The 19,652-nt window shown below is 63.1% G+C and carries 17 protein-coding genes; all 17 read left to right on the top strand.

All coding sequences use genetic code 11. From position 1 onward, the window contains the following. Window positions 1–287: 287 nt before the first annotated feature. Entirely contained in the window at window positions 288–2,918 is a 2,631-nt protein-coding gene (gene gyrA / locus OKW43_RS27565; RefSeq protein ID WP_429450916.1) for a DNA gyrase subunit A, read from the top strand. 124 nt (window positions 2,919–3,042) lie between these two features. Next, a complete protein-coding gene (locus OKW43_RS27560; RefSeq protein WP_187635528.1) occupies window positions 3,043–3,648 on the top strand; it encodes a DUF2059 domain-containing protein in 606 nt (201 codons plus the stop codon). A gap of 197 nt (window positions 3,649–3,845) precedes the next feature. Further along, window positions 3,846–4,928: a 3-phosphoserine/phosphohydroxythreonine transaminase gene (gene serC / locus OKW43_RS27555; protein ID WP_187635527.1), complete on the top strand. Its 1,083-nt coding sequence runs from the start codon at window positions 3,846–3,848 to the stop codon at window positions 4,926–4,928. A gap of 63 nt (window positions 4,929–4,991) precedes the next feature. Beyond that, complete coding sequence (pheA, locus tag OKW43_RS27550) at window positions 4,992–6,071, top strand: prephenate dehydratase (RefSeq protein WP_187635526.1); 1,080 nt, start codon at window positions 4,992–4,994, stop codon at window positions 6,069–6,071. 81 nt (window positions 6,072–6,152) lie between these two features. After that, the gene (hisC, locus tag OKW43_RS27545) at window positions 6,153–7,274 is read left to right on the top strand and encodes a histidinol-phosphate transaminase (protein ID WP_429450913.1); all 1,122 of its coding nucleotides are present in this window, start codon (window positions 6,153–6,155) and stop codon (window positions 7,272–7,274) included. Between the two features lie 61 nt (window positions 7,275–7,335). Next, window positions 7,336–8,277 carry a prephenate dehydrogenase gene (locus OKW43_RS27540; protein WP_429451799.1) on the top strand — a complete coding sequence of 314 codons (942 nt, stop codon included), beginning with the start codon at window positions 7,336–7,338 and terminating at the stop codon, window positions 8,275–8,277. Window positions 8,278–8,295: 18 nt separating this feature from the next. Then, window positions 8,296–9,600, top strand: coding sequence for a 3-phosphoshikimate 1-carboxyvinyltransferase (gene aroA, locus OKW43_RS27535; RefSeq protein WP_246530122.1), 1,305 nt, complete (start codon window positions 8,296–8,298; stop codon window positions 9,598–9,600). 46 nt (window positions 9,601–9,646) lie between these two features. Next, window positions 9,647–10,333: a (d)CMP kinase gene (gene cmk, locus OKW43_RS27530; RefSeq protein WP_187635524.1), complete on the top strand. Its 687-nt coding sequence runs from the start codon at window positions 9,647–9,649 to the stop codon at window positions 10,331–10,333. 163 nt (window positions 10,334–10,496) lie between these two features. Continuing rightward, window positions 10,497–12,230 carry a 30S ribosomal protein S1 gene (gene rpsA, locus OKW43_RS27525; RefSeq protein WP_187635523.1) on the top strand — a complete coding sequence of 578 codons (1,734 nt, stop codon included), beginning with the start codon at window positions 10,497–10,499 and terminating at the stop codon, window positions 12,228–12,230. 21 nt (window positions 12,231–12,251) lie between these two features. Further along, entirely contained in the window at window positions 12,252–12,575 is a 324-nt protein-coding gene (locus OKW43_RS27520) for an integration host factor subunit beta (RefSeq protein ID WP_006050255.1), read from the top strand. Window positions 12,576–12,868: 293 nt separating this feature from the next. Then, window positions 12,869–13,165 (top strand): LapA family protein, encoded by a 297-nt coding sequence (locus OKW43_RS27515; protein ID WP_429450910.1) that lies wholly within the window; start codon window positions 12,869–12,871, stop codon window positions 13,163–13,165. A 68-nt stretch (window positions 13,166–13,233) separates the two neighbouring features. Beyond that, window positions 13,234–14,409, top strand: coding sequence for a lipopolysaccharide assembly protein LapB (gene lapB / locus OKW43_RS27510; protein WP_187635521.1), 1,176 nt, complete (start codon window positions 13,234–13,236; stop codon window positions 14,407–14,409). 126 nt (window positions 14,410–14,535) lie between these two features. Beyond that, window positions 14,536–15,939, top strand: coding sequence for a UDP-glucose dehydrogenase family protein (locus OKW43_RS27505; protein WP_429450908.1), 1,404 nt, complete (start codon window positions 14,536–14,538; stop codon window positions 15,937–15,939). Continuing rightward, complete coding sequence (gene rfaE1, locus OKW43_RS27500; protein ID WP_281393989.1) at window positions 15,905–16,912, top strand: D-glycero-beta-D-manno-heptose-7-phosphate kinase; 1,008 nt, start codon at window positions 15,905–15,907, stop codon at window positions 16,910–16,912. The genes OKW43_RS27505 and rfaE1 overlap by 35 nt, the downstream gene beginning before the upstream one ends. 86 nt (window positions 16,913–16,998) lie before the next feature. After that, on the top strand, window positions 16,999–17,991 hold the full coding sequence (gene rfaD / locus OKW43_RS27495) for an ADP-glyceromanno-heptose 6-epimerase (protein WP_187635519.1): 993 nt from the start codon (window positions 16,999–17,001) through the stop codon (window positions 17,989–17,991). 78 nt (window positions 17,992–18,069) lie between these two features. Next, window positions 18,070–18,444 carry a ComEA family DNA-binding protein gene (locus OKW43_RS27490; RefSeq protein ID WP_187635518.1) on the top strand — a complete coding sequence of 125 codons (375 nt, stop codon included), beginning with the start codon at window positions 18,070–18,072 and terminating at the stop codon, window positions 18,442–18,444. 239 nt (window positions 18,445–18,683) lie between these two features. Continuing rightward, window positions 18,684–19,586 (top strand): cysteine synthase CysM, encoded by a 903-nt coding sequence (cysM, locus tag OKW43_RS27485; protein WP_187635517.1) that lies wholly within the window; start codon window positions 18,684–18,686, stop codon window positions 19,584–19,586. Window positions 19,587–19,652: the final 66 nt, after the last annotated feature.

Raw genomic sequence — 19,652 nt, 5'->3', positions numbered from 1 at the left:
CCCCCGATCAAATCCCCGTCCAATTGTGGTGCACGCGCAACAAATGATTCGCCTGGACGGTCCGCTGGCTCTGGCTGAGCGGGGAATCGGCCCCATGCACGAATCGGGCCCGACGGGACGGAAAATGAGCTATCGGCGAGGTGTTGGCGGGCCGGCCCTCTAATATGTATACGTACCGTCGTCGGGCGAGAAGGCGTGGCATGTTAGAATCGCGTGATGCGTTGCGCCTGCAATGCTTACGCGAAGATGCGGCGAGCCCGCGCCTTCGCACGTAAAAGATACGGATAATGGATCAATTCGCCAAAGAGACTCTGCCAATCTCCCTTGAGGAGGAAATGCGCCGTTCGTATCTCGATTACGCGATGAGCGTGATCGTGGGGCGAGCGCTTCCCGATGTCCGCGATGGCCTGAAGCCGGTGCACCGGCGCGTGCTGTACGCGATGCACGAGCTGAACAACGACTGGAATCGCGCCTACAAGAAGTCGGCGCGTATCGTCGGCGACGTCATCGGTAAATACCACCCGCATGGCGACACCGCTGTCTACGACACGATCGTCCGGATGGCGCAGAATTTCTCGCTACGCTACATGCTCGTCGACGGCCAGGGGAACTTCGGTTCGGTCGACGGCGACAATGCCGCGGCGATGCGTTACACCGAAATCCGCATGGCGAAGATCGGCCATGAGCTGCTGGCCGACATCGACAAGGAAACGGTCGACTTCGTGCCGAACTACGATGGCAGCGAAAACGAACCGGCCATCCTGCCTGCGCGCATCCCTAATCTGCTGATCAATGGCTCGTCCGGCATCGCCGTCGGCATGGCGACCAACATCCCGCCGCACAACCTCAATGAAGTCGTCGACGCGTGTCAGCACCTGCTGAAAAACCCGGAAGCGACGATCGACGAGCTGATCGAGATCATCCCCGCGCCCGACTTCCCGACCGCCGGCATCATCTACGGCGTGGCCGGCGTGCGCGACGGCTATCGCACCGGTCGCGGCCGCGTCGTGATGCGCGCGCTCACGCACTTCGAGGAAATCGATCGCGGCCAGCGCATGGCGATCATCGTCGACGAATTGCCGTATCAGGTGAACAAGCGCTCGCTGCTCGAGCGCATCGCCGAGCTCGTCAATGAGAAGAAGCTCGAAGGCATTTCCGACATCCGCGACGAGTCCGACAAGAGCGGAATGCGTGTCGTGATCGAGCTCAAGCGCGGCGAAGTGCCCGAGGTCGTGCTGAACAATCTGTACAAGGCGACCCAGCTTCAGGACACCTTCGGCATGAACATGGTCGCGCTTGTCGACGGCCAGCCGAAGCTGCTGAATCTGAAGGAAATGCTGACGTGCTTCCTGTCGCATCGCCGGGAAGTGCTGACGCGGCGCACGGTCTACGAACTGCGCAAGGCGCGCGAACGTGGCCATGTGCTCGAAGGTCTGGCGGTTGCGCTCGCGAACATCGACGAATTCATCGCGCTCATCAAGGCCGCGCCGACGCCGCCTATCGCGAAGCAGGAATTGATGTTGCGCGAGTGGGATTCGTCGCTCGTGCGTGAAATGCTGTCGCGCGCCGAGACCGAAAACGCGACGGCCGGCGGCCGCGAAGCTTACCGTCCGGAAGGCCTTAACCCGTCGTTCGGCATGCAGGCTGACGGCCTCTACCGTCTGTCCGATACCCAGGCCCAGGAGATTCTGCAGATGCGTCTGCAGCGCCTGACCGGTCTCGAGCAAGACAAGATCATCGGCGAATACCGCGACGTGATGGCGCAGATCGCCGACCTGTTGGACATCCTGGCTCGCCCGGAACGCATTTCGGCGATCATCGTCGATGAACTCACGTCGATCAAGGCCGAATTCGGCGATGCACGCCGCTCGAAAATCGAGCTGAACGCGACCGAGTTGAACACCGAAGACCTGATCACGCCGCAGGAAATGGTCGTGACGATGTCGCACGCGGGCTACGTGAAATCGCAGCCGCTGTCCGAATATCGGGCGCAGAAGCGCGGTGGTCGCGGCAAGCAGGCCACTTCGATGAAGGAAGACGACTGGATCGACACGCTGTTCATCGCCAATACGCACGACCATATCCTGTGTTTCTCGAACCGCGGTCGCGTGTACTGGGTCAAGGTCTACGAAGTGCCGCAGGGTTCGCGCAATTCGCGCGGCCGGCCGATCGTCAATATGTTCCCGCTGCAGGAAGGCGAAAAGATTACGGTCGTGCTGCCGGTCAAGGAATTCTCCGCCGACAAGTTCGTGTTCATGGCGACCGCGTTAGGAACGGTAAAAAAGACGCCGCTGGAAGCATTCAGCCGTCCGCTGCGCAAGGGTATTATTGCGGTCGGTCTCGATGAGGGCGATTACCTGATCGGCGCCGCGATCACTGACGGCCAGCATGACGTGATGCTGTTCTCGGATTCGGGCAAGGCAGTGCGCTTTGACGAAAACGACGTGCGTCCGATGGGCCGCGAGGCGCGCGGCGTGCGCGGCATGCAACTCGAGGACGGTCAGAACGTGATCGCGTTGCTGGTGGCCGGCGACGAGCAACAGTCGGTGCTTACGGCGACCGAGAACGGTTTCGGCAAGCGCACGCCGATCACCGAGTACACGCGTCATGGTCGCGGCACGAAGGGCATGATCGCGATCCAGACGTCGGAGCGTAATGGCAAGGTGGTTGCCGCGACGCTCGTGGACCCGGAAGCGCAGATCATGCTGATTACGACGACGGGCGTGCTGATTCGCACGCGCGTGTCGGAAATTCGCGAAATGGGACGTGCAACGCAAGGTGTTACACTCATCAGCCTTGACGAAGGGACCAAGCTGTCGGGTCTGCAACAGGTAGCTGAGGCCGAGGGCGAGTCGGAAAGCGATTCCGACGGCTCCGCTGAAGGTGATAACGGCGGTGAGAGCGGCGGCGCGGCTTGATCCGTGCCAGCGGTTTTCAGTCTCAGTTAACACGTTGAAGCTACGCTGCGGGTCACCGCGTATCGGGCCGGTACGCTTTCTCGTGCGGCGTGCAGTCCAAGTTAATTTCTCTTAGGGAGTAATGATGCAAAAACGATTCAAACAACTGATGTTGCTGGCTGCCATCGTGCCGACCTTCGCCATGGCTCAAGCGCTGCAGAACCAGGCGCCGGCGGCTCCGGCTGCCGCAGCAGCACCGGTTGATCCGGCCAAGCAGGCTGCCATCAAGGACCTGCTCGACGCCATCGACGCACAGAAGCTGGTTGGCGCAATCGGCAACAGCGCGCAGATGCAGGCCAAGCAGCTCGTGCCGGCAATCCTGTCGGACGCGCTGACCGAGAACAAGTCGATGACGGACAAGCAGAAGCAGGCCGCTGTGCCGGCGCTGCAGAAGAACGCGGTGCCGAAGCTGGTGGACAGCGCGGGCCAGGTGTTCGCGACCGACTCTTTCCGTCAGGACGCAATGCAAGCTCAGTACGATGCGTACGCGAAGTACTACAGCACGTCGGAAATCAAGGATCTGACCGCGTTCTACAAGAGCCCGACCGGTCGCAAGTTCATCCAGGTGCAAGATCAGGTTGGTCGCGACGTCGTGAACGGCCTGATGCAGAAGTACATGCCGGAATCGATCAAGGCAACGCGAGACCAGGCCGACAAGGAAGTCGCATCGGTCAAGTCGGCTGCCAAGTAAATTTGCTCGCAGGCCGCGCTGATCAGCCGGCCTGTCGCCTGCGGCACACCGGCGTGGCGGGTTGGCGGCGACAATGCGATAATGGTCGTTTGCGCACTGGCGCAGACGGCCATTTTCTTTTTCGGCGAGCCATTTCGTAGATATCTTCGCCGATTCCTGCGCGACTCCGTTTTTCGCGCCCGCTTCCAGGACCTCACATGCGCGTCTTTAATTTCTCCGCCGGCCCGGCAGCCATGCCCGAAGAAGTGCTGCGCCAGGCAGCCGACGAGATGCTAAATTGGCAAGGCAGCGGTATGAGCGTGATGGAAATGAGCCATCGCGGCAAGGAATTCATGTCGATCCACGAGGAAGCGCTGACGGACCTGCGCGAGCTGCTGCAGGTGCCGGCAAGCCATCGGATCCTGTTTCTGCAGGGTGGCGGGCTCGGCGAAAACGCGATCGTGCCGATGAACCTGTTCGGCTCGAAACCGCGCGCGGATTTCGTCGTGACCGGCTCATGGTCGCAGAAGTCGTTCAAGGAAGCACAGAAATACGGCAGCGTGCACGTGGCCGCGAGCGGCCAAACGGCTGATGGCTTCACCCGCGCGCCGGCGTGCTCGGAATGGCAGTTGTCGGACGATCCGGCCTACGTGCACTTGTGCACGAACGAGACCATTCACGGCGTCGAAACCTTCGAGATTCCCGACCTTGGCGATATTCCGCTCGTCGCGGACGCGTCGTCGCATATCCTGTCGCGCCCAATGGATGTCGCCAAGTATGGCGTGCTGTTCGGGGGCGCACAGAAGAACATCGGCATGGCCGGCGTCACGGTCGTCATCGTACGCGAGGACATGCTCGATCGCGCGATGCCGATCTGCCCGTCGGCGTTCGACTGGAAAACCGTCGCCGAAAACAACTCCATGTACAACACCCCGCCCACCTATGCGATCTATATCGCCGGGCTCGTGTTCAAATGGTTGAAGAAGCTGGGCGGCCTCACGGCGATGGAGGCGCGCAACCTCGAAAAAGCGAAGCTGCTGTACGACACGATCGACTCGAGCAGCTTCTATCTGAACAAGGTCGAGCGTGGCTCGCGCTCGCGGATGAACGTACCGTTCTTTCTCGCCGACGAGTCGCGCAACGAAGATTTCCTGTCCGGCGCGAAAGCGCGGGGATTGGTGCAGCTAAAGGGCCACAAGTCCGTCGGCGGCATGCGGGCGTCGATTTATAACGCCGTCCCGCTCGAAGGCGTCAAAACGCTTGTCGAATACATGAAGGAATTCGAACAGCGCGGCGCCTGAGTCACACTGACCGGCAGGCGTGCGCATCTTTTCCAGCAGTTACCCGGCAGAGCCGTTTTACGCATGGACGACGAACTCAATACACGACTCAAACCTCTGCGCGATCGCATCGACGCGCTCGACGCGCAACTGATCGCGCTCCTGAACCAGCGCGCGTCGGTCGCGCTCGAAGTCGGGGAGGTCAAGAAGCATTTCAACGCGCCGGTGTTCCGGCCCGAGCGCGAGATGCAGGTGATCGCGCGCCTGCAGGAAATGAGCGCGGGGCCGCTCTCGGACGAGCACATCAGCGCGATCTGGCGCGAGATCATGGCCGCAAGCCGCGCGCTCGAAAAGAGCATCAAGGCCGCGTACCTCGGGCCGGTCGGCACCTATAGCGAACAGGCGATGCATGAGTACTTCGGTCAGTCGATCGAAGGGCTGCCGTGCCCGTCGATCGATGAAGTGTTCCGCTCCGTCGAGGCGGGCGCCGCCGACTACGGCGTCGTGCCGGTCGAGAATTCGACCGAAGGCGCGGTGTCGCGCACGCTGGATCTGCTGCTGCAAACGCAGCTGACCATCGGCGGCGAACTCGCGTTGCCGATCCATCACAACCTGCTTACGCAAAACGGCCTCGTCGGCGTCACGCGCGTATGCGCGCATGCGCAGGCGCTTGCGCAGTGCCAGCGCTGGCTGTCGACCAACGCGCCGCATCTCGAGCGCCAGGCGGTGTCGAGCAATGCGGAAGCCGCACGGATGGCGGCCGAAGATTCGACCGTTGCGGCCATCGCCGGCGACCGCGCCGCGATCCACTACGGGCTGCAGGTCACCAACGCGCTGATCCAGGACGATCCGCACAACCGCACGCGCTTCGTAATGATCGGCAAGCAGCCGACCGGTCCGAGCGGCTACGACCAGACGTCGCTGATCGTGTCGGTCGTGAACGAACCGGGCGCGATGGTCAAGCTGCTCGAGCCGCTTGCACGCCACGGCGTGTCGATGTCGCGTTTCGAATCCCGCCCGGCCCGCGTCGGCACGTGGGAATACTACTTCTATATCGACGTCGAAGGACATCGCGACGATCCGGCCGTGGCCGCCGCGCTCACCGGGCTCGGCGAGAAGGCGGCGTTCCTGAAGATACTCGGCTCGTATCCGCGCGCCCGCTAAGAGCTGGCAGCGGAGTTGGGGCGGCGCCGTGTGCGCTGCCCGAAAGCATATTTCACCATCCATCGTCGTTCGGAGATTTTCATGACAGCGTCTTTCGGCCCTTCCTATGTGCGTGCGATCGCGCCGTACATCGCCGGCAAGCCGATCGCGGAAGTGGCCCGCGAGTTCGGTCTCGAAGAGGCGAGCATCGTGAAGCTGGCATCGAACGAGAATCCGCTCGGCATGCCGGAATCCGCGCAGCGCGCGATGGCGCAGGCGATCGCCGACCTCGGCCGCTATCCGGACTCGAACGGTTTCGAGCTGAAGGCGGCGCTTGCCGCGCGCTTTGGGGTGCCGGCCGAATGGATCACGCTCGGCAACGGCAGCAACGACATCCTCGAACTCGCCGCGCACGCGTTCGTCGAGAAGGGCCAGGCGGTCGTGTTCTCGCAGTATTCGTTCGCGGTCTATGCGCTCGCGACGCAAGGTGTCGGCGCGCGCGCGATCGTCGTGCCGGCCGTGCGCTATGGTCACGACCTCGACGCGATGCTCGCCGCGATCGACGACGACACGCGTCTCGTATTCGTCGCGAATCCGAACAATCCGACCGGCACGTTCGTCGACGGTCCGACACTCGAGGCGTTCCTCGACAGGGTGCCGCGCCATGTGGTCGTCGTGCTCGACGAGGCGTACACCGAGTATCTGTCGGCGGACAAGCGCTACGACTCGATTCACTGGGTGCGTCGCTATCCGAACCTGCTGGTGTCGCGCACCTTCTCGAAGGCGTTCGGTCTCGCTGGCCTGCGCATCGGTTTCGCGATCGCGCAGCCCGAGCTGACCGATCTGCTGAACCGCTTGCGTCAGCCGTTCAACGCCAATACGCTCGCGCAAGCCGCGGCGATCGCGGCGTTGAACGACAGCGCGTTTCTGCAGAAGAGCGCGGCGCTGAACGCGCAGGGCTACAGGCTTCTGACCGAGGCGTTCGACAAACTCGGCCTCGAATACGTGCCATCCGAAGGCAACTTCGTGCTCGTGCGCGTCGGCAGCGACGACCAGGCCGGCGCTCGTGTGAACCTCGCGCTGCTGAAGCAGGCCGTGATCGTGCGACCGGTCGACAACTACGGCTTGCCGCAGTGGCTGCGTATCACGATCGGCCTGCCGCAGGAAAACGAAGCGTTCCTCGCGGCGCTCGAAAAGACGCTTGCCGAGCCTGCCGCGGCGTAAGCGTTGATCCTTGACCCCGCGCGTCGGCCGGCAGGAGCGGCGCGCTTATTGTCCGTATTGTGTGAGCGACGTGGCCGCGTTTTCTTTTAACAAGCTGGTGATTTTCGGTGTTGGCCTGATCGGCGGATCGCTCGCGCGCGCGTTGCGTGAACGCGGCGAGGCCGGCGGAGCGCGCACGGTAATTGGCGTGGGACGGACGTCCGCGTCGAGCGAACGCGCGTTGGCGCTCGGTGTGATCGACGGCGCCGCGGCGCTCAACGACGACGCCGCGTTGCGCGACGCGCTCGCGGGCGCGGACTTCGTGCTGCTCGCGGCGCCGGTCGCGCAGACGCTGCTGCTGCTCGAACGCATCGCGCCGCATCTCGACGCCGACACGATCGTCACCGATGCGGGCAGCACCAAATCCGACGTGGTCGTCGCCGCGCGCGCGGCGCTCGGCGCGCGGATCGGCCAGTTCGTGCCGGGCCATCCGATCGCCGGCCGCGAGTCGAGCGGCGTCGATGCCGCGTTGCCCGATCTATACGTGAACCGCAACGTCGTGCTGTGCCCGCTGCCGGAGAACGCGCCGGAAGCGGTCGAGCGCGTCGCGGCGATGTGGCGCGCCACCGGCGCATTGGTGCGGAACATGACGGCGCAGCAGCACGACCGCGTGTTCGCGTCCGTCAGTCATCTGCCGCACGTGCTGTCGTTCGCGCTCGTCGAGCAGATCCTCAATTCGCCCGACGCCGGGTTGAAGTTCTCGTTCGCGGCGGGCGGATTTCGCGACTTCACGCGCATCGCCGCGTCGAGTCCGGAGATGTGGCGCGACGTATGTGTCGCCAATCGCGCGGCGCTGCTCGACGAACTTGACGGGTACACCGCGGTGCTCGCGCGCCTGCGCGCTGCGATCGAAGCCGGCGACGGCGCCGCGCTCGAAACGGTGTTCGCGCGCTCGCGCGTCGCGCGCAGTCAGTGGCAGGAGCAGCGCGCGGCTGGCGTGGCCGACGGCGACGCGTCCAAATAACCGGAAACTGGACACATCATGGAATTCCTCGATCTCGGACCCTTTTCCCGTGCGTCCGGCACGGTTCGTCTGCCCGGCTCGAAGAGCATCTCGAACCGAGTGCTGCTGCTCGCCGCGCTCGCCGAAGGCGAGACGACGATCACGAACCTGCTCGATTCCGACGACACCCGGGTGATGCTCGACGCGCTCGAAAAGCTTGGCGTACGCCTGAAGCGCGAAGGCGACACCTGCGCCGTGACCGGTACGCGCGGCGCGTTCACCGCGCGTACGGCCGACCTGTTCCTCGGGAATGCGGGCACGGCGGTGCGTCCGCTGACCGCGGCGCTCGCCGTGAACGGCGGCGACTACCGGATCCACGGCGTGTCGCGCATGCACGAGCGGCCGATCGGCGATCTCGTCGACGGCCTACGCCAGATCGGCGCGAAGATCGACTATGAGCAGAACGAGGGCTATCCGCCGCTGCGCATCCGCCCCGCGCAGATTACGGCCGACGCGCCGATCCGCGTGCGCGGCGATGTGTCGAGCCAGTTCCTGACTTCGCTGTTGATGACGCTGCCCCTCTTGCGCACATCGAGCGGCGTCACCACCGTGCAGGTCGACGGCGAGTTGATCTCGAAGCCGTACATCGAGATCACGATCAAGCTGATGGAGCGCTTCGGCATCAAGGTCGAGCGTCACGGCTGGCACCAGTTCGTGGTGCCAGCGGCGCAGCGGTATCAGTCGCCGGGCACGATCATGGTGGAAGGGGATGCGTCGTCGGCGTCGTATTTCCTCGCCGCGGGCGCGCTCGGCGGCGGGCCGCTGAAAGTGGAGGGCGTAGGCCGCGCGAGCATCCAGGGCGACGTCGGATTTGCCGATGCGCTCATCAAGATGGGCGCGAACCTGCAGATGGGCGACGACTGGATCGAAGTGCGCGGCGTCGGCACCGACCACGGCAAGCTCGATCCGATCGACATGGACTTCAACCTGATCCCCGATGCCGCGATGACGATCGCCGTCGCCGCGCTGTTCGCGGACGGCACGACCACGCTGCGCAACATCGCGAGCTGGCGCGTGAAGGAAACCGACCGCATCGCCGCGATGGCGACCGAGTTGCGCAAGGTCGGCGCGAAGGTGCAGGAGGGCGAGGATTTCCTCGTCGTCACGCCACCCGAGAAGCTGATCCCGAATGCCGCGATTGACACCTACGACGATCACCGCATGGCGATGTGCTTCTCGCTCGTGAGCCTGGGCGGCGTGCCGATCCGCATCAACGATCCGAAGTGCGTCGGCAAGACGTTCCCCGATTATTTCGAGCGCTTCGCCGCGCTCGCGCATCCCTGATTCAACCCAGATTCGCGTGCGAATCGCCCGACGTGCGACTTTTTCGATGAAACCGACCCGTCCCTTTCACCAGACGCCCGTCATTACGATCGACGGCCCCAGCGCCTCCGGCAAAGGCACTGTGGCCGCGATGGTGGCCGCCAATCTCGGCTTTCACCTGCTCGACAGTGGCGCGCTGTACCGGCTCGCGGCGCTTGCGAGCCTGCGCTACGGCATCGCGGAGGACCATGTCGTCGCACTTGTCAAACTGATCGGCGATCTCCATATCACGTTTCGCGAGGGGCTCGCGCAGATCGACGGCGTCGACGTATCGACCGAAATTCGGGCTGAGGAAGTGGGCAGCCGCGCCTCGGCGATCGCCGTGCACGCGCCGGTACGAGTCGCGCTGGTGGCGCGTCAGCGCGCGTTTCGCAAAGAGCCGGGGCTCGTCGCCGACGGCCGCGACATGGGCACCGTAATCTTCCAGGACGCCGTGTTGAAGGTATTCATGACCGCGAGCGTCGAGGCCCGCGCGACGCGGCGGCATAAGCAATTGATCCAAAAAGGATTTTCTGCTAATATAGATGACTTGCTCCGGGATTTGCGTGAACGCGACGAGCGTGACAGTCAGCGCGCGGCCGCGCCGCTCAAGCCCGCGGCGGATGCAAAGCTGCTTGATACCTCGGCATTGTCGATCGACCAGGCGGTCGAGCAGGTGGTGCAATGGTATGAAGCGCTGGTCCCGCATGCGTAACTGAAATCGGTCGCGCAGCAGCGGCCAGACAGCGGCAGTCCCGTTGTTGGTAGGTGCTTCGCGATGGTCGCGAAGCGTTGTTTTTAACCCTTTAACCCCGCGTGGCGTTCGCGTATTTGCCGTAGTTGCTGACCGGTCCGGTGAGCCAGGCGCTGCGAAAACCATGCAAACTCTGATTTTTATGTCCGACCTGCAAACCTCTACCCCGAATACCGAATCTTTTGCGGCTCTGTTCGAAGAGTCGCTGACCAAGCAGGACATGCGCGCTGGCGAAGTGATCTCCGCCGAAGTCGTGCGTGTCGACCACAACTTCGTGGTCGTTAACGCTGGTCTGAAGTCCGAAGCCTACATCCCGCTCGAAGAGTTCCTGAACGACGCGGGCGAGGTAGAAGTGCAGGCGGGCGACTTCGTTTCCGTCGCGATCGACGCGCTGGAAAACGGCTATGGAGACACGATCCTGTCGCGCGACAAGGCGAAGCGTCTGGCTTCGTGGCTGTCGCTGGAAAAAGCGCTGGACAACAACGAACTCGTGACCGGCACGATCACGGGCAAGGTCAAGGGCGGCATGACCGTGATGGTCAACGGCATCCGCGCGTTCCTGCCGGGTTCGCTGGTTGATACGCGTCCGGTCAAGGACACGACCCCGTACGAAGGCAAGACCCTCGAATTCCGCGTCATCAAGCTGGACCGCAAGCGTAACAACGTCGTGCTGTCGCGCCGCGCCGTCATCGAGGCAACGCAAGGCGAAGAGCGCGCGAAACTGCTCGAAACGCTGAAGGAAGGCGCGATCGTCGAAGGCGTGGTCAAGAACATCACCGACTACGGCGCGTTCGTGGATCTCGGCGGTATCGACGGCCTGCTGCACATCACCGACATCGCATGGCGTCGTGTGCGTCACCCGAGCGAAGTTCTGTCGGTTGGCCAGGAAGTCACCGCGAAGATCCTCAAGTTCGACCAGGAAAAGAACCGCGTTTCACTCGGTATCAAGCAACTGGGCGACGATCCGTGGGAAGGCATCTCGCGCCGTTACCCGTCGGGCACGCGTCTGTTCGGTAAGGTCACCAACATCACCGACTACGGCGCGTTCGTCGAAGTGGAATCGGGCATTGAAGGACTTGTCCACGTATCGGAAATGGACTGGACCAACAAGAACGTTGCTCCGTCGAAGGTTGTCCAGTTGGGCGACGAAGTCGAAGTCATGGTTCTCGAAATCGACGAAGACCGCCGTCGTATCAGCCTCGGCATGAAGCAGTGCAAGCCGAACCCGTGGGACGACTTCAGCCGCAACTTCAAGAAGGGCGACAAGATCAGCGGCGCGATCAAGTCGATCACCGACTTCGGCGTGTTCATTGGTCTGCCGGGCGGAATCGACGGTCTGGTTCACCTGTCGGATCTGTCGTGGAGCGAAACCGGCGAGGAAGCCGTTCGCAAGTACAAGAAGGGCGACGAAGTGGAAGCGATCGTTCTCGGCATCGACGTCGAAAAGGAACGAATTTCGCTTGGTATCAAGCAGCTCGAAGGCGACCCGTTCAGCAACTACGTTGCAATGAACGACAAGGGTTCGATCGTCGACGGTACCGTCAAGTCGGTGGACGCGAAGGGCGCTGTGGTTCAGCTGTCGGGTGAAATCGAAGGCTATCTGCGTGCTTCGGAAATCGCGCAGGACCGCGTGGAAGACGCCCGTAACGTGCTGAAGGAAGGCGACAAGGTCAACGCAATGATCATTAACATCGATCGCAAGTCGCGTGGCATCAACCTGTCGATCAAGGCGAAGGATTCGGCTGAGCAGCAGGAAGCCATTCGCGGCCTCGCTGCTTCGGATTCGAGCGCAGCCGCTACCGGCACGACGAACCTCGGTGCGTTGCTGAAGGCCAAGCTCGACGGCCAGAACCAGTAAGCCTGAGAGGTCTGCTGCAGTATGACCAAATCGGAATTGGTCGCCCAGCTGGCTACGCGATTTCCGCAACTTGTTCTCAAAGATGCGGATTTCGCGGTGAAGACGATGCTCGATGCGATGTCGGAGGCGCTTGCCAAAGGTCATCGTATCGAAATTCGTGGCTTCGGCAGCTTCGGCCTCAACCGCCGTCCCTCCCGCGTCGGGCGCAATCCGAAGTCGGGCGAGAAGGTGCTGGTACCCGAGAAATACGTACCGCACTTCAAGCCGGGCAAGGAATTGCGTGAGCGGGTGGATCGTCGCGCGGGCGAGCCGCTGAAGGCCGAGGAGCCGGATGACGACCTTTAATGACTCCGCTGTGCGTCTTGCAGCGTGGCATAGCTAGCGTCAGCGGCCAAAGCCAGTCGGCAAAAGACCAGGAAAAGCGCCTTCGGGCGCTTTTTTTTCGTCCATGATTTGAGGGGGCGCCTTCCGGTGGCCGTTGCATTTCGCGAATCGCCTGTAAGTGCCCCGTCCCGCCACGTGCTGCCCAGTCGCGAGGGCATCCATTACAATACGGGTCACTTCGGCGCGGGCAACACTGTGGCGCGACGCGTCATCGAGCCGGCGTCACCCCGCAACTGCCGTCAAGAGATCCATTCATGAAATTTATCGTCTGGCTGATCCGTGTGCTGGTGTTCGTGCTGCTGCTGGTGCTGGCGCTCTCCAACACGCAACCCGCTACGCTGAATTTCCTCGCCGGCTACGTCTGGTCGGCGCCTCTGATTCTGATTGGCCTCGCATTTTTCGTGATCGGCTTGCTCGCGGGGCTTATATCGGCGATGCCGGCCGTCGTGCGTCTGCGCATGGAGAATGGCCGGCTCAGGCGCGAACTGCGCGTGGCGCGCGAAACCCCACCCGTCGTCGAGCAGCCGCCGCCGCTGCCGCCGCTGATCTGAGCTATTTTGCGCCGCGCGCGCTGAGCGCGGCTTTTCGTTTCCGCTTCCCGCACATTTGCATTAATCGCATGGATCTAGACTTCTGGTGGCTGCTGGTCATACCCGTCGCGTTCGCGTTCGGCTGGATGGCTGCGCGCTACGACCTCAAGACGCTGCTGTCCGAAAGCGCCAACCTGCCGCGTTCGTATTTTCGCGGTCTGAACTTCCTGCTCAACGAACAGCCTGACCAGGCGATCGACGCATTCATCGAAGTCGTCAAGCTCGACCCTGAAACGGTCGAATTGCATTTCGCGCTCGGCAATCTGTTCCGCCGGCGCGGCGAAACGGATCGAGCGATCCGAGTGCATCAAAATCTGCTGAGCCGCGCGGACCTGCCTGTCAGTGAGCGCGATCACGCGCTGTACGAGCTCGGCCAGGACTTCCTGAAAGCAGGTCTGCTCGACCGTGCCGAAGAAACCTTCCGCTCGCTGCAGGCGGGCGATTACGCACTGGGCGCTCAACGCGCGCTGTTGACGATCTACGAGATCGAGAAGGACTGGGTCAAGTCGATCGATACCGCGCGACACCTCGAAACGATGGGCGCACCGTCGCTCGACAAGGAAATTGCGCAGTTCCATTGCGAACTTGCGCAGGAAGCGCTGCAGCAGAAGAAACCGGACGAAGCGCGTCACCAGCTCGGTCTCGCGCTGAAGGCTAACCCGACCAACGTGCGCGCGACGATCCTGTTCGGCGATGTCGACGTGACCGGCGGCGCGCCGGAAGCGGCGATCGGGCAATGGCGCCGCGTCGAGGAACAGAACCCCGCGTATCTGCCGCTCGTCGCCGAGAAGATCATGAAGGCGTATGAAGCGCTCGGCCGGGCGCAGGAGGGCGCCGATCTGCTGACCACGTGGGTCGACCGTCATCCGAGCAACGATCTGCTCGATGTCGCGTATCAGCACGTCGCGTCGCTGCGCGGCGCCGATGCCGCGCATGCACTCGCGCGCACGCAAATGCAGAAGTCGCCGAATCTGGCCGGCATGACGCGCCTGCTCGAAGCGCAGCAGGCCGTCGCCGAAGAGCCGCGGCGCAGCGAGCTCGAGTTGATGCGCACACTGATCCGGCAGCGCACCAAGAATCTGCCGCGCTATACGTGCCAGAATTGTGGTTTCAGGGCGCGGCTTTTCTACTGGCAGTGCCCCGGTTGCAGCGGTTGGGAAACCTATGCGCCACGCCGCGTCGAGCCCATTACCGCGTCGAGCTGACGGCGCACGGGCGGCGTTGGCCGCGTCGGCGTCGATTGCCGCGCGACCGCCCCGCGAATTTCGCAACGAGATTATCGCCGGCTTCATGACCGGCATTCACCACCGGAACCCTCTACCGGAAAGCGTATGAAAATCACCATTATCGGCACCGGCTATGTGGGCCTTGTCACCGGCGCGTGTCTCGCCGAAATCGGCAACGACGTCTTCTGTCTGGACGTCGATCAGCGCAAGATCGACATTCTCAACAAGGGCGGCGTGCCGATTCACGAACCGGGCTTGCAGGAGATGATTGCGCGCACGCGCGCGGCCGGCCGCATCACGTTCTCGACCGACGTCGCGGCGAGCGTCGCGCACGGCGACGTGCAGTTCATCGCGGTCGGCACGCCGCCCGACGAAGACGGCTCCGCCGACCTGCAATACGTGCTCGAGGCCGCGCGCAACATCGGCCGCACGATGAACGGTTTCAAGGTGATCGTCGACAAATCGACGGTGCCGGTCGGCACCGCGCAGCGCGTGCGCGTGGTGATCGACGAAGAACTCGCGAAGCGCGGGCTTGCCGGCAGCGTGCAGCATCGCTTCTCGGTCGTGTCGAACCCCGAGTTCCTGAAGGAAGGCGCCGCCGTCGACGACTTCATGCGCCCCGATCGCATCGTGATCGGTATCGACGAAGACGAACCGGGCGTGCGCGCGCGCGAAATGATGAAGCGTCTTTACGCGCCGTTCAACCGCAATCACGAGCGCACGCTATACATGGACGTGCGCTCGGCCGAATTCACGAAGTACGCGGCCAACGCAATGCTCGCGACGCGCATCTCGTTCATGAACGAGATGTCGAATCTCGCGGACAAGGTCGGCGCCGACATCGAAGCGGTGCGTCGCGGCATCGGTTCCGATCCGCGTATCGGCTATCACTTCCTGTATGCGGGCTGCGGATATGGCGGCTCGTGCTTCCCCAAGGACGTGCAGGCGTTGATTCGCACCGCGAGCGAGAGCGGTCACAACCTGCGCATTCTCGAGGCGGTCGAGGAAGTGAACTACCAGCAGAAGGACGTGCTCGTGAACAAGATCACCGCGAAGCTCGGCGAGGATTTGAGCGGCCGCGCGCTCGCGGTGTGGGGTCTCGCGTTCAAGCCGAATACCGACGACATGCGCGAGGCGCCGAGCCGCCGCGTGATCGGCGAATTGCTCGCGCGCGGCGCGAGCGTACGCGCGTACGATCCGGTCGCGGTGGCCGAGGCGCGTCGCGTATTCGCGATGGATCTGCACGCTGCGCCGGAGCAGCTGGCGCGCCTCACGTTCACGAGCACTCAGGACGAAACGCTGATCGGCGCCGACGCGCTCGTCATCGTGACCGAATGGAAGGAGTTCAAGAGTCCTGATTTCGTGCATCTGAAATCGGTGCTGAAGACACCGCTGATTTTCGACGGCCGCAATCTATACGAACCGGACGCGATGACCGAGCTCGGTATCGACTACCACGCTATTGGACGCCCCTATGCCCAACCCTCTGAACTTCCGGTCGATGCCTGAGTCCATGCCCGCGGCGCCCGCGTCCACGACGCCGCAGAAGCTCCCGACCGTGCCGCGCGCGCAGCTCAACGCAGCGCGCGTGCTGGTGGTCGGCGACGTGATGCTCGACCGTTACTGGTTCGGTGACGTGAACCGCATTTCTCCGGAGGCGCCCGTGCCGGTCGTGCACGTGCAGCGCCAGGAAGATCGGCTGGGCGGCGCGGCGAACGTCGCGCGCAACGCGATCGCGCTCAGCGCGCAGGCGGGTCTTTTGTGCGTGGTGGGTCATGACGAGCCCGGCGAGCGCATCGTGCAACTGCTCGGCGAAAGCGGCGTGACGCCGCATCTAGAACGCGATCCGGCCTTGCTGACGACGATCAAGCTGCGCGTGCTGTCGCGTCAGCAACAGTTGCTGCGCGTCGATTTCGAAAACTCGCCGGCACACGAGGTGCTGCTCGCGGGCCTCGCGCGTTTCGACGAGCTGCTGCCGTCATACGACGTGATCCTGATGTCCGACTACGCGAAGGGCGGCCTCACGCACGTGACGCAAATGATCGCGAAGGCGCACGCGGCTGGCAAACCGGTGCTCGTCGATCCGAAAGGCGACGACTGGGAGCGCTATCGTGGCGCAACGCTGATCACGCCGAATCGCGCGGAGTTGCGCGAGGTCGTCGGACAATGGAAGTCCGAGGAAGATCTGATCACCCGCGTCACGAAGCTGCGCGCCGAGCTCCAGTTCAAGGCGCTGCTGCTGACGCGCTCGGAGGAGGGCATGACGCTGTTCTCCGACGATGGCATCCTGCACGCGTCGGCCGTTGCGCGCGAAGTGTATGATGTGTCGGGCGCCGGCGACACCGTGATTGCGACGCTCGCCGCGATGCTCGGCGCGGGTCTTTCGCTGGTCGACGCGGTCGGGCTCGCGAATCGCGCGGCCGGCATCGTGGTCGGCAAACTCGGCACCGCCACCGTCGACTACGACGAACTCTTTTCCTGATGCAGCTCGCGGGGCCCCGTCGTCCTGACGGGCCAGCGCACCCCGCGCGGCGTTGACTGAACGAAGCTCACTACCGCAGGATCATCATGACTGTAATCGTCACCGGCGCGGCCGGTTTTATCGGCAGCAATCTCGTCAAGGCGCTCAACGAGCGCGGCGAACAACGCATCATCGCCGTCGATAACCTTACGCGCGCGGACAAGTTCAGGAATCTGGTCGACTGCGAAATCGACGACTATCTCGACAAAACCGAATTCGTCGAGCGCTTCAGGCGCGGCGACTTCGGCAAGGTGCGCGCAATTTTCCATGAAGGCGCCTGCTCGGACACGATGGAAACCGACGGCCGCTACATGATGGACAACAATTATCGCTATAGCCGCGACGTGCTCGACGTCTGCCTCGCGCAGAACATCCAGTTTCTATACGCGTCGTCGGCGGCGACGTATGGCGGCTCGAGCCGCTTCGTCGAAGAGCGCGAGGTCGAACAGCCGCTGAATGTATACGGCTATTCGAAGTTTTTGTTCGACCAGGTGATCCGCCGCGTGCTGCCCACGGCAAAAAGCCAGATTACGGGCTTCCGTTATTTCAACGTGTACGGTCCGCGCGAAACGCACAAGGCGCGCATGGCGTCGGTCGCGTTTCACAACTTCAACCAGTTCCGCGCCGAGGGCAAGGTCAAGCTGTTCGGCGAATACAACGGCTATGCGGCCGGTGAGCAGACGCGCGATTTCATCTCGGTCGAAGACGTCGTCAAGGTCAACCTGTTCTTCTTCGATCATCCGGAGAAGTCGGGCATTTTCAATCTCGGCACCGGCCGCGCGCAGCCGTTCAACGACATCGCGGGCACCGTGGTGAACACGCTGCGCGCGCTGAACAACGAGCCGGCGCTGTCGCTCGCGGATCAGGTGCAACGCGGGCTGATCGAATACATTCCGTTTCCCGACGCGCTGCGCGGCAAGTATCAGTGCTTCACACAGGCCGATCAGTCGAAGCTGCGCGCGGCCGGCTACGACGCGCCATTTCTGAGCGTGCAGGAAGGTGTCGATCGTTACGTGCGTTGGCTGTTCGGCCAGGTGTGATTCGTACGGCATCCTCTTTAAACTGGAATCTCCTGACCGGTGATGGTCTCCGGCCAGTGGCAACAGGGAGATTCCAATATGTTTCGAAAAGTACTGGTTACCGCGGCGATGCTCGCCGCCTTCGGCCACGCGTATGCGGCGGTCGACGTCAACACGGCTAACGAAGACGCGCTGCGCGGCATCAAGGGCCTCGGTCCGTCAAAAGTCAAAGCGATTCTCGACGAACGCAATGCGCACGGCCCATTCAAGGACGCGGCCGATCTCGGCAAGCGCGTCAAGGGCATGGGCGGGCACACCATCGAGCGCCTGCAGGCGGAGGGTCTCGCTGTCGGACCGGCTGGCGCGGCTGCTAGCACGCAGGTTGCGGCAGCTGCAACGGGTAAGGAGCCGGCCGCTGCGGCCGCTCCCGGCGCCGCGCAGAAGGGCGCCGCCGCCGTGGCGGTGAAGAAGTAAGCGGTCGCGAGCCTTGCGCGTGCCATGCTGACGGGCGGCTTGCAACGCAGGGGTTCGCGAACGTCCCGTTCCGTCGATTGGTATACACGATCTCCCGCGGCTCGCAGCCGCGGGCGTTCGGCTTAGCAACCGGCATGCATCCATGCGGACACCAGGGCTGCAGGGCGGCGTCGAAGATCGTGGTTTAGAATCGATGCATTGAAGACACTCTTTCGCGCGCATCGATCGCTAGACCCCATATGGCATACAAAACAATCGAAGACACGATCGGCAATACGCCGCTCGTCCAACTCGTCCGGCTTCCCGACGACGAGATCCGCAGCCGCAACAACGTGGTCCTTGCGAAGCTGGAGGGCAACAATCCGGCGGGGTCGGTGAAGGACCGACCGGCGCTGTCGATGATCAGGAAGGCGGAGGCACGCGGACGCATCAAGCCGGGCGACACACTGATCGAATCGACGAGCGGCAACACCGGCATCGCGCTCGCGATGGCCGCCGCGGTCCGCGGCTACAGGATGGTGCTGGTCATGCCGGAAGATCTGTCGGTCGAGCGCCGTCAGAGCATGGCCGCCTACGGCGCGGAAATCATTCTGACGCCGGTCAAAGGCGGCATGGAGTACGCGCGCGATCTCGCCGAGCAGATGCAGCGCGAAGGCAAGGGCATCATCCTCGATCAGTTCGCGAACCCGGACAATCCAGCCTCGCATATTGAAGGCACGGGCCCGGAAATCTGGCGCGACACGGAAGGGCGCATCACGCACTTCGTATCGTCGATGGGCACGACGGGCACGATCATGGGCGTCTCCACGTATCTGAAAACGCAGAACCAGCAGATAGAAATCATCGGCGCGCAGCCGGAAGAAGGCTCCCGTATTCCAGGCATTCGCAAATGGCAGGAAGCTTATCTGCCGAAGATTTTCGACCGCAGCCGCGTCGACCGCGTGGAGAACGTCAGTCAAGCCGCAGCCGAGGCGATGGCGCGCCGGATGGCGTCGGTCGAAGGCATTTTCGCGGGCATTTCGTCGGGCGGCGCGTGCGAAGTGGCGCTGCGCATCGCACGTCAGGTCGAAAACGCGACGATCGTGTTCATCGTCTGCGATCGCGGCGACCGCTATCTGTCCACGGGGGTGTTTCCCGCGTAGGCGGGTCGCCGGGCGCCTTCGCGGGCGCGCGAGCCAATAAAAAGCGCCGGTCGAGCCGGCGCTTTT

It is taken from the genome of Paraburkholderia sp. WC7.3g, from assembly GCF_050436345.1.
Lineage (GTDB): Bacteria > Pseudomonadota > Gammaproteobacteria > Burkholderiales > Burkholderiaceae > Paraburkholderia > Paraburkholderia podalyriae.
Note: the sequence above shows the minus strand (reverse complement) of the source record. Positions and strands in the feature narration are given on the sequence as shown.